Origin of the sequence: Brevundimonas sp. UBA7664, assembly GCF_002483305.1 — a bacterium.
Lineage (GTDB): Bacteria > Pseudomonadota > Alphaproteobacteria > Caulobacterales > Caulobacteraceae > Brevundimonas.
Genome location: NZ_DLHQ01000004.1, coordinates 20,893 through 34,226 on the forward strand (window position 1 = coordinate 20,893; position 13,334 = coordinate 34,226).

Here is a 13,334-nt window from a genome sequence, read left to right on the forward strand (position 1 = left end):
AGGAGGCAGGGAGTCAGGCCGACCATCCGCCCGGCACGACACAGCGCCTGCTGCCTGCTGCCTGTCGCCTGTTGCCTCACCAGGCCCCCATCTCCCGCAGCCGCTTGGCCAGGTCCTCGGGCACCTCGCCCGCGTCGAGCGACGACAGGTCCAAGGGGGCGTCCTTCGGCTCCAGATAGCGCCAGCCCTGGAAGGGGCGGCGGGCCTGGGGGGCGGTGCGGACGACGTCGGGCGACAGTTTGATGTGGCACATCGAGGCCTTGCCCTCGCCCTGGGTGGCGATGTCGAGGATGGGCATGCGGCATGTCACCGAACCCTTCATCACCCAGTAGAGCGAACCGCCGTCCTCCAGTTCCGCGGCCCGCTTGGGGGTCATGCGCGTATGAACCGTCAGCCACTCGCCCTTGGCGGCGCGGCGCTCCAGCGTTTCCACCTTCGCCACGCCGACGCACAGCTTGATCATATGAAGCGGCAATCGATCCTCATTCCCGTCTCGGCCCGCCCCCGCGGTGGGCGCGGGGTTTGTTCTCGGACAAGGCGCCGTCCGCCGGAACTGCCGACTGTCAACGACCTCAAGTCGGGAGATACATCATGTTCAAGGCGAATGTCGGGGGACTGGATCGAATTCTGCGGGTCGTCGTCGGGCTGGGCCTGATCGCGATCGTCTTTGTGGGACCGCAGACGCCCTGGGGATGGGTCGGCGTCGTGCCGCTGCTGACGGGCCTGTTCGGGACCTGTCCGCTCTACACGCTCCTCGGTATCCGGACCTGCCCCCGGCGATAGGCCGCAGCCGGCGCGGAGCGGGAGACAAGGTCTCCCGGCGGGCGTAAGGAATCCGGATGCGCCTTGACGGCGGTCTTGTGATCCCCTGACCTCGCGGGCGCGGAAACGAACGGACGCGCCATGTACGGTTTGATCGGCAAGATGACAGCGACGCCCGGTCAGCGGGACGCCCTGACCGCGATCCTGCTGGAGAACCTCGGGACCATGCCGGGTTGCCTCAGCTATATCGTCGCTCACGACCCGGCGGATGATCACGCCGTCTGGGTGACCGAGATCTGGACCGATGAGGCCGCGCACCGCGCTTCGCTGAAGGTCCCCGAGGTGAGGGCGGCGATCCGTCGGGCCATGCAGCTGATGGCGACCTTCGCGGACGCCCATGTGACCACGCCGGTGGGCGGGATCGGGTTCCGCTGACCGGAGTCAGCCCGCGCCGGCCGTGACCGTGGCCAGCACCGTGTCCGCCGCCACCTGATCGCCGACCGAGACACCGATTTCGCCGACCACGCCATCGAACGGAGCGACGAGGGCGTGCTCCATCTTCATGGCCTCGAGCACGACGAGGGGCTGGCCCTTGGTCACCGTGTCGCCGGCCCTGGCGGGGGTGGCGACGATCTTGCCGGGCATGGGCGCGCGGAGAGCGCCGTCGGAGGCGGGGCCGGAACCCGAACCGCTCCCGGCCCGGCCGAAGGCGCTGACGTCGAAGGCCGAGCCATTCTCGAACGCGATCACGCGCGTCGCTGACAGGCCGATCAGGCGCGTCATCGGATGATCGTCCTCGTCCAGCAACTGGGCGACGTGGTGCGCGCCGTCGACGCGGACGGACTGGGTCCGTTGATCGGGAGCGTTGGTGCGGAAGCCGATGGCCCCGTCGAGGTGGTCCCAGGGGGATACGGTCCGATCCGCCCGCGGCGAGGCGAACTGGCGCAGCCTGTTGGCCGCGTCCTCGATCCCCATTTCCGACAGCGGTTCAGCGGCGAGATTGCTCTCCTCGGCGGCGATGAAACCGGTATCGACATCACCGGCCACGAACCGGGGATGCTCCAGGCATTTCATGACGAAGGCCGCGTTGGTCTTCACCGGCCAGACCTGCACCTGACCGGCGGCCTCAGCGAGGTCCTCCGCCGCCTCTTCCCGCGTCTCGGCATGGACGATCAGCTTGGCGATCATGGGGTCGTAGAACTGGCTGACCTCGCCGCCCTGTTCGACGCCGGTGTCCACCCGAATGCCCTCGGGCATGACGAAATGGTCCAGCCGACCGATGCTCGGCAGGAAGCCGTTGGCCGGGTCCTCGGCGTAGAGCCGGGCCTCCATGGCCCAGCCGTTCAGCTCGATCTCGTCCTGCTTCAGCGGCATGGGTTCGCCGGCGGCGACGCGGAACTGCCATTCGACCAGATCGACGCCGGTGACAGCCTCGGTGACCGGGTGTTCGACCTGGAGCCGGGTGTTCATCTCCATGAACCAGATGCGGTCGGCCTTGAGGCCGTCCGAGGCGTCGGCGATGAATTCGATGGTGCCGGCGCCCTCGTAGTTCACGGCCTTCGCGGCGCGGACGGCGGCGTCGGTGACGGCCTTGCGGGTGGCGGCGTCCATACCGGGGGCGGGGGCCTCCTCGATCACCTTCTGGTGGCGGCGCTGGAGGGAGCAGTCGCGCTCATAGAGGTGGACGACCTCGCCGTGGCGGTCGCCGAACACCTGCACCTCGATGTGGCGCGGGCGGGTGATGTATTTCTCGATCAGGACCCGCGGATCGCCGAAGGAGGACTGGCCCTCGCGCTGGGCCGAGGCGAGGCCGTCGGCGAAGTCTTCCGCCCGGTCGACCTTCTTCATCCCCTTGCCGCCGCCGCCGGCGACGGCCTTGATCAGCACCGGATAGCCGATGGCGTCGGCCTCTTTTTGCAGGCGGTCCAGCGACTGGTCCTCGCCGAGATAGCCGGGGGTGACCGGCACGCCGGCCTCGATCATCAGCGACTTGGCGGCGTCCTTGAGGCCCATGGCGCGGATGGCGGCGGGGGGCGGGCCGATCCAGACCAGACCGGCGGCCATGACGGCCTCGGCGAAGTCGGCGTTCTCGGACAGGAAGCCGTAGCCGGGGTGGATGGCCTCGGCGCCGGTCGCCTTCGCGGCGGCCAGCACCCTGGCGGCGTCGAGGTAGCTTTCGCGCGCCGGGGCGGGGCCGATCAGGACGGCCTCATCGGCCTCGCGGACGTGCAGGGCCTTCGCATCGGCTTCGGAATAGACCGCGATCGTGCGGATGCCCATGCGGCGGGCGGTGCGGAAGACGCGACAGGCGATCTCGCCGCGATTGGCGACCAGGACGGAGGTGAACATGGGTCCGGTTTAGAGGGGCGAGGGTCGAGGGTCGAGGGTCGAGTTTGAGTGGCGACGCCGCCAGCCTCCTCGCCCCTCGCCCCTCGACCCTCGACCCTACTCAGCCCAGCGCGGCTTGCGCTTTTCGAGGAAGGCCCCGACGCCCTCCTGGCCCTCGGCCGAGACGCGGGCGCGGGCGATGCGTTTGGCCGTCTCTTCCATCAGGGCGTGGTCGATGCGGTGGCCGGCGACGTGGTTGACCAGCCGCTTGGCCTCTCCGACAGCGCCGGGGGCGCAGGCCTTCATGCCAGCGACCAGGTCGGCGACGAAGCCGTCGATCTGGTCGGCGCTGTCCAGCACATGGCCGATCAGGCCGTAGGTCAGGGCCGCTTCGGCGTCGAACAGCTCGGCGGTCATGAACAGGGCCCGGGCGGTGCGCGCGCCGACGGCCTCGACGACATAGGGGGCGATGGTCGCCGGGATCAGGCCCAGCTTGACCTCGGAGAAGGCGAACTTTGCACCCTTTACGGCCACGGCCATGTCGCAGGCGGCGACGATGCCGGCCCCGCCGCCCATGGCCGCGCCCTCGACGATGGCCACGGTGAGGGCCGGGATCTCGTGCAGCGCCTTGAGCATCTTCGCCAGACCCATGGCGTCATCGCGGTTGTCGCTCTCGGACCAGCGGGCGGCGTCGGCCATCCAGGCCAGGTCGGCGCCCGCGCTGAAGGCGCCGCCCGCGCCGCGGATGAAGACCACCCGCACATGGTCGGCGCCCTGCAGGGTCTCGAAGGCCTCATAGAGGGCGGCGATGGTCGGGGCGTCGAAGGCGTTGCGCTTGTCCGGGCGGTTGATGGTGACGAAGACCACGCCGTCGGCGGTGGAATCGATCCGCACCAGATCATCATTGGCGTCCGGGGCCGGATCGGCCAGCAGCGGATGGGCGATGGCGTTGATCTCGGCGGCCTCGGCCGGGGTGATGTCGAGGGCGTTCAGATCGGCTTCGGTCGGCTGGCTCATGGCGGGTTCCTTGTCGGCTGCCCGTGTGTAACGCATCGCCCGGAGAATGGCATCGCGCTGGCGCAAAGACCGACGTTATCTTGACAGGCCGACGCGACGGGTCTTGAAGACCGAAAGGTTAACGAGAACCGTCCACGCGACGAGACCCCGCATGTCGAAACCATCCGCCCCCCGCACCAGCAAGCCCGCCCGGCTTACCGCCGCCAAGGTGAAGCTGGCCGCCGAAATTCGCGAGCAACTCGCGGCCCAGGGCGGGGCGGCGCATCGCGATGTGGTCATCGGCCGGATCTTGCAGCGCAAGGGCGTCCACGGCCCCGCCGCCGAACGCACCCGCCGCGCCCTGCTGTCGGCGTTCGAGCTGCATATGACCCCGGACAGTGAGGCCCCACGGCTGTTCGACCTCCCGTTCGGACCGGACTCCTACCGCTGGGCGCTGGACGAGCCGGTGAGGCCGACGATAACCTTCTGAATGCAAACCAGCGCAGCTGACCGTCTCCGCCGGACCAGCGTGGCCAGTGTCCACGTCCACTACGTCGCCAAGGCGGAGCGAAACGGCCGCACGCGGGCCGAGGTAGATCAGGTGATCCGCTGGCTGACAGGCTATTCCCAGGGTCAGCTCGAGGCCATGCTGGCGGCGAAGACCGATTTCGAGACCTTTTTCGCCGAGGCGCCGGCGATGAATCCGAACCGCTTCCTGATCACGGGCATGATCTGCGGCCATCGCGTCGAGGAGATCGAGGACCCCTTCATGCGGGAGATCCGCCACCTCGACAAACTGGTCGACGAGGTGAGCAAGGGGAAGGCGATGGAGAAGGTGCTCCGGGCGGGGTGATCGCAGCTTGTCGCTCAATCGGAACCCTTCTCCCCTCGGGGGAGAAGGTGGGCGGCGGAGCCGCTCGGATGAGGGGGGCGGTTCCGCATCTCTGATGCCCGAAGGCGGATCGCGTCCAAGAGGATGTTCGGATTTCGCAGGAAGGCCTCGTTTCCTGACCGCAACACGAGAAACCCGGCCTCCGCGATCAGCAGTTCCCGCTCGGCATCTTCGACGATCCGGAGAGCGTGGATGCCGCCGTCCAGTTCGACGACCAGCTTTAATTCAGGACAGAGGAAGTCGACGATCTTTCCGGCGACGGGCGCCTGCCGTCGGAATTTGAGCCCTTCGAAACGACGGCCCCGCACCAGCGCCCAGAGCTGATCTTCCGCGTGGGTGGAATCAGCGCGGAGCCGACGAGCGTACCGGGTCCTGTCCCCAGTTTGGTACATGAGCAGGCGATCCCCCTCATCCGGCCCTTCGGGCCACCTTCTCCCCCGAGGGGAGAAGGAGATCATATTACATCCGGAACACGCCGAAGGTCGTCTCCGGGATCGGGGCATTCAGGCTCGCCGAGATCGCCAGTCCCAGCACATCGCGCGTCTGGACCGGGTCGATGACGCCGTCGTCCCAGAGGCGGGCGGTGGCGTGGTACGGATTACCCTCGGCCTCGTATTTCTGACGGATCGGCGCCTTGAAGGCCTCGGCCTGGTCGGGCGTCCAGCTGTCGGCGTCGCGGTGGACGGTGGCGAGAACGGCGGCGGCCTGTTCGCCGCCCATGACGCTGATCCGGCTGTTGGGCCAGGTGAACAGGAAGCGGGGAGCGAAGGCCCGGCCGCACATGCCGTAGTTGCCGGCGCCGAAGCTGCCGCCGATCAGGACGGTGAATTTCGGAACCTCGGCCGAGGAGACGGCGGTGACGAGCTTGGCCCCGTTCTTGGCGATGCCCTCGGCCTCGTATTTGCCGCCGACCATGAAGCCCGAGATGTTCTGCAGGAAGACCAGCGGGATCTTCCGCTTGCAGGCCAGTTCGATGAAATGGGCGCCCTTGAGCGCGCTTTCGGAGAACAGCACGCCGTTGTTGGCCAGGATGGCGACCGGATAGCCCCAGATGCGGGCGAAGCCGCAGACCAGGGTGGTGCCGTACAGGGCCTTGAACTCGTCGAACTCCGAGCCGTCGACCAGGCGGGCGATGACCTCGCGCACGTCATAGGGGGCGCGGACGTCGTCCGGGATGAGGCCGTACAGCTCCTCGGCGTCATAGGCCGGGGCGCGGGGCTCGCGCACGTCCAGCTCGACCGATTTCACGGTGTTGAGGCTGTCGACGATGGTGCGGACGATCTCGAGCGCGTGCTCGTCGTTTTCGGCGACATAATCGACCACGCCGGACTTGCGGCCGTGGGTCTCCGACCCGCCCAGTTCCTCGGCGGAGATGACCTCGCCGGTGGCGGCCTTCACCAGCGGCGGGCCGGCGAGGAAGATGGTGCCCTGGTTACGGACGATGACGCTCTCGTCCGACATGGCGGGGACATAGGCGCCGCCGGCGGTGCAGGAGCCCATGACGCAGGCGATCTGGGGGATGGCCTTGGCCGACATCCGCGCCTGGTTGAAGAAGATGCGGCCGAAATGGTCGCGGTCGGGGAAGACCTCGGCCTGGTGCGGCAGGTTGGCGCCGCCGGAATCGACCAGATAGACGCAGGGCAGGCGGTTCTGCTCGGCGATCTCCTGGGCGCGGAGATGCTTCTTCACCGTCATCGGGAAATAGGCGCCGCCCTTCACCGTCGGGTCGTTGGCGACGATCATCACCTCGCGGCCCGAGACCCGGCCGATGCCGCAGATCATCCCGGCGCCGGGGGCGCCGTCGGGGTCCTTCGCGTCGCCATACATCCCGTTGGCGGCGAGCTGGCCGATCTCGAGGAAGGGCGAGCCGGGATCCAGCAGCCGCTCGACCCGGTCGCGGGGCAGGAGCTTGCCGCGTGAGACGTGGCGGTCGCGGCTGGCGTCGGAGCCGCCGCGCGCGGCCTTGGCGACCTTCTCGTGCAGTTCGTCGCGGAGCGCCCGGTTGTGGGCGTCGAGCGCCTTGAAGGCGGGGCTGTGCGGGTCGATGGCGGACGTCAGCTTGGGCATGGGGCTGGTTTAGGCGGGTTCGCGGGCGCGGGGAAGCGGGCGAGTTCACCTCTCCACTCGCGTCGGCGAGTGGGGAGGACAGACCGCGAAGCGGTCAGGAGAGGGTGGCGCTGGCGGCGACCACATTGAGCTCTGATCACATCCGCCAGCGCCGCCCCCTCCTGATCGTCGCTCGCGCGCCGATCTGTCCTCCCCATCGGCCTTCGCCGATGGGGAGGTGAGGGCCGCTTATGTCTCCATCGATTTTCCTGTGTTGACGCCGAACCTGCGCCGTGGCCTGTCCCGCCTCCCATGACCGGCCTCAGCCTCCAGACCCGCGCCACCCTGAAAGACCTGCTGCATCTCGCGTGGCCGGTGGTGCTGGCGCGCGTCGGCATCATGACCATGGGGCTGACCGATGTGATCGTGGTCGGCAATTTCTCGGGGCTGGAGCTGGCCTTCAGTTCGCTGGCCCTGGCGCCGACGTCGATCATCATCACCACGGCGGTGGGCCTGATGATGGGGGTGCAGGTGATGACCGCGCGCCTGCTGGGCGAGGGGCGCCGCAGCGAGGTCGGCGGGGTGCTGCGGCGCGGCGTGGCCTATTCGCTGCAGCTGGGCTTCGCCTCGATGTTCGGCCTGATCCTGCTCGGACCCTGGGCGCTTCAGCACATGGGCCTGGCCGACGGCCTGGCCGAGGGCGCCTCGCCGGTGCTGATCGTCTTCGCCCTGTCCATGCCCGGCTATCTGGTCAGTGTGGCGGCGCAGTTCTTCCTCGAGGCCATGCACCGGCCGCGCGCGGGGATGTGGGCGATGTGGATCGCCAATGGCGTCAATCTGGCGCTGAACCTGCTGCTGGTGCCCGACTTGCTGGGGATCGGTCTGGACGGCGCCGTGGCCTCGGCCTGGGCGACCTTCGTGGCCCGGACCTCGCTGGCGGTGTTCCTGATCGTCTACATCCTGCGCCTGCCCGAAGCGCGGGCGCTGGGCGTGTTCAACCGGCCGAAGCGCGACCTGCCGGCCGAGCGCGAACAGCGCAAGATCGGCTACGGCGCGGGCTCCAGCTATTTCATCGAGGTCGGGGCCTTCGCCGCCATGACCTTCATCGCCGGCCAGTTGGGCGCGATCGAGACCTCGGCCTGGGCCATCGTGCTCAATGTTTCGGCCATGGTCTTCATGCTGCCGATGGGGCTGTCGGCCGCGACCGCCGTGCTGGTCGGGCGCGCCTACGGGGCCGGGGATGGGCGCGGTGTGATGCGCGCCGGTCTGGTCGGGATCGGGGTGGTGACCGCCCTGACGCTGACGGTCGCCCTGCTGGTCTGGCCGGGCGCGCCGCTGATCGCCAGCGCCTACAACCGCGATCCGGAACTGCTGGCCGTGGTGATCCCGGCGCTGGTGCTGACGACCCTGTTCTTCGTCGCCGACGGGATTCAGGTGGTTTCCGCCTCGGCCAACCGCGCTGCCGGCGACGTCTGGTGGCCGACGATCATGCATTTCGCCGCCTACAGCCTGATCATGATGCCGCTGGGTTGGTGGTGGGCGCATGAGATCGGCGTCAACGGCCTGGTCTGGGCCATCATCGTCGCCAGTCTGGTGTCGTCGGCGCTGCTGACCGGGCGGTTCGTGCGGGTGGCGCGGCGGTTACCGAGGGTGACGCCGGCCTGACGGCCCTCTATATCCGTCGCCTCCCCCAGACACGGATTCCCATGGCCCGCATCCTCATCACCTCGGCCCTGCCGTACATCAACGGCATCAAGCATCTGGGGAATCTGGCGGGGTCGATGCTGCCGGCGGATGTCTATGCGCGGTTCAAGCGGGCGCAGGGCCATGAGGTGCTCTACATCTGCGCCACCGACGAACACGGGACGCCGGCCGAACTGGCCGCCGCGGCCGCCGGGCAGGACGTGCGGACCTATTGCGACGAACAGCATGAGGTCCAGAAGGCCGCGGGCGAGTCCTTCGGCCTCAGCTACGACTGGTTCGGCCGGTCGTCGAACGCCCCCAACCGGCGCCTGACCCAGCATTTCGCCGACGTCCTCGAGAAAAACGGCCTGATCGAGGAGCGGGTCGACCGGATGATCTATTCGGTCGACGACGCCCGCTTCCTGCCCGACCGTTATGTGGAGGGGACCTGTCCACACTGCGGCCATGTCGGCGCGCGCGGCGACCAGTGCGACAACTGCGGCCGGCTGCTGGACCCGACCGACCTGATCGAGCCGTATTCGGCGGTGTCGGGTTCGAGGAACCTCGAGGTCCGCGACACGCGGCACCTGTATCTGCTCCAGACGAAGCTGGCGGACCGGATCCGGGCCTGGATCAGTTCGAAGACCGACTGGCAGACGCTGGCGAAATCGATCGCACTGAAGCACCTCGACGAAGGCCTGATCGACCGGGGCATCACCCGCGACCTGAAATGGGGCGTGCCGGTGGTGGGGCCGGACGGCGGGCCGCGGCCGGGCATGGAGGGCAAGGTCTTCTATGTCTGGTTCGACGCCCCGATCGAATACATCGGCGCGACCGAGGAATGGGCCGATGCGACGGGCGCGACCTGGCGCGACTGGTGGCGGACGGACGAGGGCGCCGACGACGTCCGCTACGTCCAGTTCATGGGCAAGGACAATGTCGCCTTCCACACCGTCAGCTTCCCGGCGACGATCCTGGGCTCGGGCGAGCCGTGGAAGACGGTGGATACGTTGAAGGCCTTCAACTGGCTGAACTGGTACGGCGGCAAATTCTCGACCAGCCAGAAGCGCGGCGTCTTCATGGACCAGGCGCTGGAGCTGCTGCCGGCCGACTACTGGCGCTGGCACCTGACGGCCTATGGGCCCGAGCATTCGGACGCCGCCTTCACCTGGGAGCAGTTCCAGTCGACGACCAACAAGGACCTGGCCGATGTGCTGGGCAATTTCGTCAACCGGATCGTCAAGTTCGCCGAGTCGAAGTTCGACGGCGTCGTGCCGGACGCGGGCGAGCCCGGTCCTCTGGAAGCGAAGCTGGAGGCGGACCTGCGCGCCGGCATCGCCGAGGCGACGGCGCAGTTCGAGGCCATGGAGTTCCGCAAGGCGGCCGTGGCCCTGCGCGCCGTCTGGGTGCTGGGCAACGAGTATCTGCAGGAGGCGGCGCCCTGGACCGCCTTCAAGACCGATGTGGATCGGGCGGCCGTCGGCGTGCGCACGGGGCTGAACCTGGTGGCCCTGTTCGCCCGGCTGGCCGCGCCGGTCATGCCGCATTCGGCGGTGAAGATCGGGGCGGCGGTCGGGGCGACGGATCTGAGCTGGCCGACCGCGGACGAGCCGCTGCTGGACGCCCTGCCGCACGGTCAGACCGTCGCGGCGGCGGGCGTGCTGTTCACCAAGATCGAGGACACGCAGGTGGCCGAGTGGTCTGAACGCTTCGGCGGCGCGGACGCCTGACCATGGACCGGTCGGCCGCCCTCGTCAGGCTGCTGGCCGAGGACCAGGCCGAGGATCGCGCGGTGCTGGCGGGCGAGCCCGCCTATATGGCCCTGCGTGACCGGGACCGGGCGCGCCGTGAAGCAGCTATGGCCCTGCTGACGGACGGCTGGCCCGAGGATGCGGACGCCCTCTACGCCGCCGCATGGGTCCTCAATCATGGAGACCTGAGCGAGGAGGCCGCCCTGGGCAGCCGTCTGGCGGCGCGGGCCGCGGAGCTCGGCCGGCCCGGCGCGCGCTGGCTGGCCGCCGCGGCGCTGGACCGGTCATTGATGTATGCCGAACAGCCTCAGAAATACGGCACCAACATCGTGCCCGACGGCGTCGGCTGGCGGCTGTGGGATGTCGATCCGGCGACCACGGACGCCGAGCGGATCGCCAATGACGTGCCGCCGCTGGCCGAGATGCAGGCCCGCGCGGCGGCGATCACCACGCCCCAGCCCGATATGGCCGGGGCGCCGGAGTCGCTCAGGCGGGCGATGCGCCGCTGGGGGACGCTGCCGCCGGCGTGACCGGCACAGGCGCCGGTCCGTCCGAGGGCCGGGACGGCAGGCCGGTCGCCGGCGCCGCGCTGTCCTTGTTCTCGACGCCCTTCAGGAATTTGGCCTTCTCTTCCTCGCTGATGTCGAGGAAGGCCGGGGCCGAAGCGTTGAAGGCGTCCATGCGGTCGGTCCGCACGATCACCGAGCGCGCGCCGTCCCAGATCATGTGCAGGGCGACATAGAGGACGATGACCAGACCGACGTAGCCGATCCAGCGGTGTTTGGTCAGCAGCTTGGCGATGAAGGTCGCGGCGACGCCCATCAGGGCGATCGACAGGATCAGGCCGAAGACCATGATCCAGGGGTGTTCGTGGGCCGCGCCGGCCACGGCCAGGACGTTGTCCAGCGACATGGTGACGTCGGCGATCATGATCTGGATCAGGGCCGCGGCGAAGGTCTTGCGCTTGATGCCCAGGGCCTCGGGGGGCGGGCCGCCGCCGTGGTGGGCGGACAGGGCGGTCTCCAGCTCGGCCTCGGCCTCGGCCTGGTCGTGGGTCTTCTGCTCCTGCAGTTCGCGCCACATCTTCCAGCAGACCCACAGCAGCAGGATGCCGCCGGCGAGCAGCAGGCCGATGATGGCCAGCAGCTGGACGGTGATCAGGGCGAAGCCGATGCGCAGGATGACGGCGGCGGCCAGGCCGATCAGGATGGCCTTCTTGCGCTGTTCGGGCGCCAGGGCGGCGGCGGCGAGGCCGACGGCCACCGCGTTGTCGCCGGCCAGCACCAGATCGATCATCAGGACCTGGCCGAGGGCGGTGGCCTGGCTGGCGAGTTCGGGAGACGAGAGGAATTCCATGGCCGCTCTCTAGCGGGAGCGAGCGGATGCGCCAAGGGTCCTCCCCATCGCATAGCGACGGGGAGGAGACGATCAGGCGGTCTGTTTCCGAGTCGCTTCGTAAAGAGCGACCGCGGCCGCGTTGGAAACGTTCAGGCTCTCAAATCCGCCGGGCATGGGTATCTTCGCCAGAACGTCGCAATGTTCGGCCACCAGCCGGCGGATGCCGTCGCCTTCCGAGCCCATGACCAGAACGGTCGGCCGCTCGTCCAGCGCCTGTTCCAGCGTCAGTTCGGCCGAACCGTCGAGGCCGACCGCGCGCCAGCCCATGTCGGCCAGCGTCTCGAGCGCCCGGCTGAGATTGGTCACCCGCGCGCAGGGCAGGCGTTCGGTGGCGCCGGCCGAGGCCTTGGCCAGGGCGCCGGCGAGGGCGGGCGAGTGCCGGTCCTGAACCACGATGCCCTTGGCGCCGAAGGCCAGGGCCGAGCGGAAGATGGCCCCGACGTTCTGCGGGTCGGTCAGTTGGTCCAGCATGACGATGACGCCGCCGTCTCCGGCGATGTCCTCCAGCGCCACCCCTTCCAGCGGCTGGACCTTGAAGGCCAGACCCTGGTGCACCGCGCCGGGCGGCAGCATCCGGTCCAGCGCCTGGACCTCGATGATCTCGATCTTGTGGCCGTTGGCCAGTTTGTCGCGTTCCAGTTCGGCGGCGCGGTCGGCCGTCGCCAGCAGGCGGCCCATGCCCTTGCGGGCCGGATTGGCGAGCGCGGCGATGACCGGATGGCGGCCCCAGACGAAATTGTCAGCGTCCGCCTTGGCCCGCGAAGCGCGCGGCGCGGAATCAGAGAAGGCCTTCGGCTTGGGATTGGGGTTCCATCCGCCGCGGTCGGGGCCGCCCTCGGACTTGCCCTTGGGACCCGCTCCGGGCCCGCCGGAACGGGGCGGCGACCGGTCGCCGAAGACCGGCTTTTTGCCCGATTTCCGGTCGTTGCGTTCTGGATTTCTCGACACTATAAGACGCCCTCCGATTTGGAGCCCTGAGGGCTTTCGGGTCTGGCGCCCCTCCTAAACCAGGCGACGCGGGACACCGAGAGCTTTTGTTGTTTCGACGACCGAAAGGTCGCCGGCGCATCGGTCCGACGGTTCGAAAACGCGCTGGGGGAATGTCCCGAGTGGCAAAGGGGGGGGACTGTAAATCCCCTGCGTAAGCTTCGCAGGTTCGAGTCCTGCTTCCCCCACCACGCGCTTTCGAAACCAAGGTCCGGACCCCATATCGGGTCGGCGGCCAACGGCTTTCGGGCCCGAGGCCGTCTCCGTGCGGGTATAGTACAATGGTAGTACAGCAGCCTTCCAAGCTGAATATGTCGGTTCGATTCCGTCTACCCGCTCCAGAATTCTCAAGCTGACCCAATCGCCCCGCCCCGGGCCACAGGAGTTTTGGCCATGGCCAAGGAAAAGTTCGAACGTAACAAGCCGCACTGCAACATCGGCACGATTGGTCACGTTGACCACGGCAAGACGACGCTGACGGCGGCGATCAC

At 68.6% G+C, this 13,334-nt stretch carries 15 protein-coding genes and 2 tRNA genes; 10 read left to right on the forward strand and 7 right to left on the reverse strand.

The window, feature by feature from the left end; translation table 11 throughout:
• Positions 1 to 76: 76 nt before the first annotated feature.
• The gene (locus B2742_RS00830) at positions 77 to 475 is read right to left on the reverse strand and encodes a DUF1489 family protein (RefSeq protein WP_414633031.1); all 399 of its coding nucleotides are present in this window, start codon (positions 473 to 475) and stop codon (positions 77 to 79) included.
• 116 nt (positions 476 to 591) lie between these two features.
• Between B2742_RS00830 and B2742_RS00835 the strand changes: the two genes are divergently transcribed.
• Together B2742_RS00835 and B2742_RS00840 are read left to right on the forward strand one after the other, a co-directional pair.
• Positions 592 to 783, forward strand: a complete 192-nt coding sequence (locus B2742_RS00835; protein ID WP_292061880.1) for a YgaP family membrane protein — start codon at positions 592 to 594, stop codon at positions 781 to 783.
• A 120-nt stretch (positions 784 to 903) separates the two neighbouring features.
• The gene (locus B2742_RS00840; protein WP_292061883.1) at positions 904 to 1,197 is read left to right on the forward strand and encodes a putative quinol monooxygenase; all 294 of its coding nucleotides are present in this window, start codon (positions 904 to 906) and stop codon (positions 1,195 to 1,197) included.
• Between the two features lie 6 nt (positions 1,198 to 1,203).
• Here B2742_RS00840 and B2742_RS00845 read toward each other — a convergent pair whose 3' ends face one another.
• Together B2742_RS00845 and B2742_RS00850 are read right to left on the reverse strand one after the other, a co-directional pair.
• A complete protein-coding gene (locus B2742_RS00845) occupies positions 1,204 to 3,111 on the reverse strand; it encodes an acetyl/propionyl/methylcrotonyl-CoA carboxylase subunit alpha (protein ID WP_292061886.1) in 1,908 nt (635 codons plus the stop codon).
• Between the two features lie 96 nt (positions 3,112 to 3,207).
• The gene (locus B2742_RS00850) at positions 3,208 to 4,107 is read right to left on the reverse strand and encodes an enoyl-CoA hydratase-related protein (RefSeq protein ID WP_292061888.1); all 900 of its coding nucleotides are present in this window, start codon (positions 4,105 to 4,107) and stop codon (positions 3,208 to 3,210) included.
• Positions 4,108 to 4,258: 151 nt separating this feature from the next.
• Here B2742_RS00850 and B2742_RS00855 point away from each other — a divergent pair, with 151 nt between their 5' ends.
• Together B2742_RS00855 and B2742_RS00860 are read left to right on the forward strand one after the other, a co-directional pair.
• Entirely contained in the window at positions 4,259 to 4,576 is a 318-nt protein-coding gene (locus B2742_RS00855; RefSeq protein WP_292061890.1) for a hypothetical protein, read from the forward strand.
• Positions 4,577 to 4,939, forward strand: a complete 363-nt coding sequence (locus B2742_RS00860) for a DUF2200 domain-containing protein (protein WP_292061893.1) — start codon at positions 4,577 to 4,579, stop codon at positions 4,937 to 4,939.
• A gap of 14 nt (positions 4,940 to 4,953) precedes the next feature.
• Here B2742_RS00860 and B2742_RS00865 read toward each other — a convergent pair whose 3' ends face one another.
• Together B2742_RS00865 and B2742_RS00870 are read right to left on the reverse strand one after the other, a co-directional pair.
• Positions 4,954 to 5,436 carry an endonuclease domain-containing protein gene (locus tag B2742_RS00865; protein ID WP_292061895.1) on the reverse strand — a complete coding sequence of 161 codons (483 nt, stop codon included), beginning with the start codon at positions 5,434 to 5,436 and terminating at the stop codon, positions 4,954 to 4,956.
• 1 nt (position 5,437) lies between these two features.
• Entirely contained in the window at positions 5,438 to 7,045 is a 1,608-nt protein-coding gene (locus tag B2742_RS00870; RefSeq protein ID WP_292061899.1) for a carboxyl transferase domain-containing protein, read from the reverse strand.
• 291 nt (positions 7,046 to 7,336) lie between these two features.
• On the opposite strand from B2742_RS00870, the gene B2742_RS00875 reads away from it, so the two are divergent.
• The 3 genes from B2742_RS00875 to B2742_RS00885 are packed head-to-tail and all read left to right on the forward strand — an operon-like array spanning position 7,337 to position 10,988.
• Positions 7,337 to 8,689: an MATE family efflux transporter gene (locus B2742_RS00875; RefSeq protein WP_292061901.1), complete on the forward strand. Its 1,353-nt coding sequence runs from the start codon at positions 7,337 to 7,339 to the stop codon at positions 8,687 to 8,689.
• Positions 8,690 to 8,730: 41 nt separating this feature from the next.
• Positions 8,731 to 10,437 (forward strand): methionine--tRNA ligase, encoded by a 1,707-nt coding sequence (metG, locus tag B2742_RS00880; protein ID WP_292061904.1) that lies wholly within the window; start codon positions 8,731 to 8,733, stop codon positions 10,435 to 10,437.
• 2 nt (positions 10,438 to 10,439) lie between these two features.
• Positions 10,440 to 10,988, forward strand: a complete 549-nt coding sequence (locus B2742_RS00885) for a hypothetical protein (RefSeq protein WP_292061906.1) — start codon at positions 10,440 to 10,442, stop codon at positions 10,986 to 10,988.
• Here the strand turns inward: B2742_RS00885 and B2742_RS00890 are convergent.
• Together B2742_RS00890 and rlmB are read right to left on the reverse strand one after the other, a co-directional pair.
• Positions 10,945 to 11,814: a TerC family protein gene (locus B2742_RS00890; RefSeq protein WP_292061908.1), complete on the reverse strand. Its 870-nt coding sequence runs from the start codon at positions 11,812 to 11,814 to the stop codon at positions 10,945 to 10,947. The two genes, B2742_RS00885 and B2742_RS00890, sit on opposite strands and share 44 nt — an antisense overlap.
• A gap of 72 nt (positions 11,815 to 11,886) precedes the next feature.
• On the reverse strand, positions 11,887 to 12,804 hold the full coding sequence (rlmB, locus tag B2742_RS00895) for a 23S rRNA (guanosine(2251)-2'-O)-methyltransferase RlmB (protein WP_292061911.1): 918 nt from the start codon (positions 12,802 to 12,804) through the stop codon (positions 11,887 to 11,889).
• Between the two features lie 146 nt (positions 12,805 to 12,950).
• Between rlmB and B2742_RS00900 the strand changes: the two genes are divergently transcribed.
• The 3 genes from B2742_RS00900 to B2742_RS00910 form a co-directional block, all read left to right on the forward strand.
• Positions 12,951 to 13,034, forward strand: a tRNA-Tyr gene (locus B2742_RS00900).
• Positions 13,035 to 13,110: 76 nt separating this feature from the next.
• Positions 13,111 to 13,184, forward strand: a tRNA-Gly gene (locus B2742_RS00905).
• A 52-nt stretch (positions 13,185 to 13,236) separates the two neighbouring features.
• Positions 13,237 to 13,334: GTP-binding protein (locus B2742_RS00910; RefSeq protein WP_199225306.1), on the forward strand; the 98-nt coding region annotated here is incomplete at its 3' end.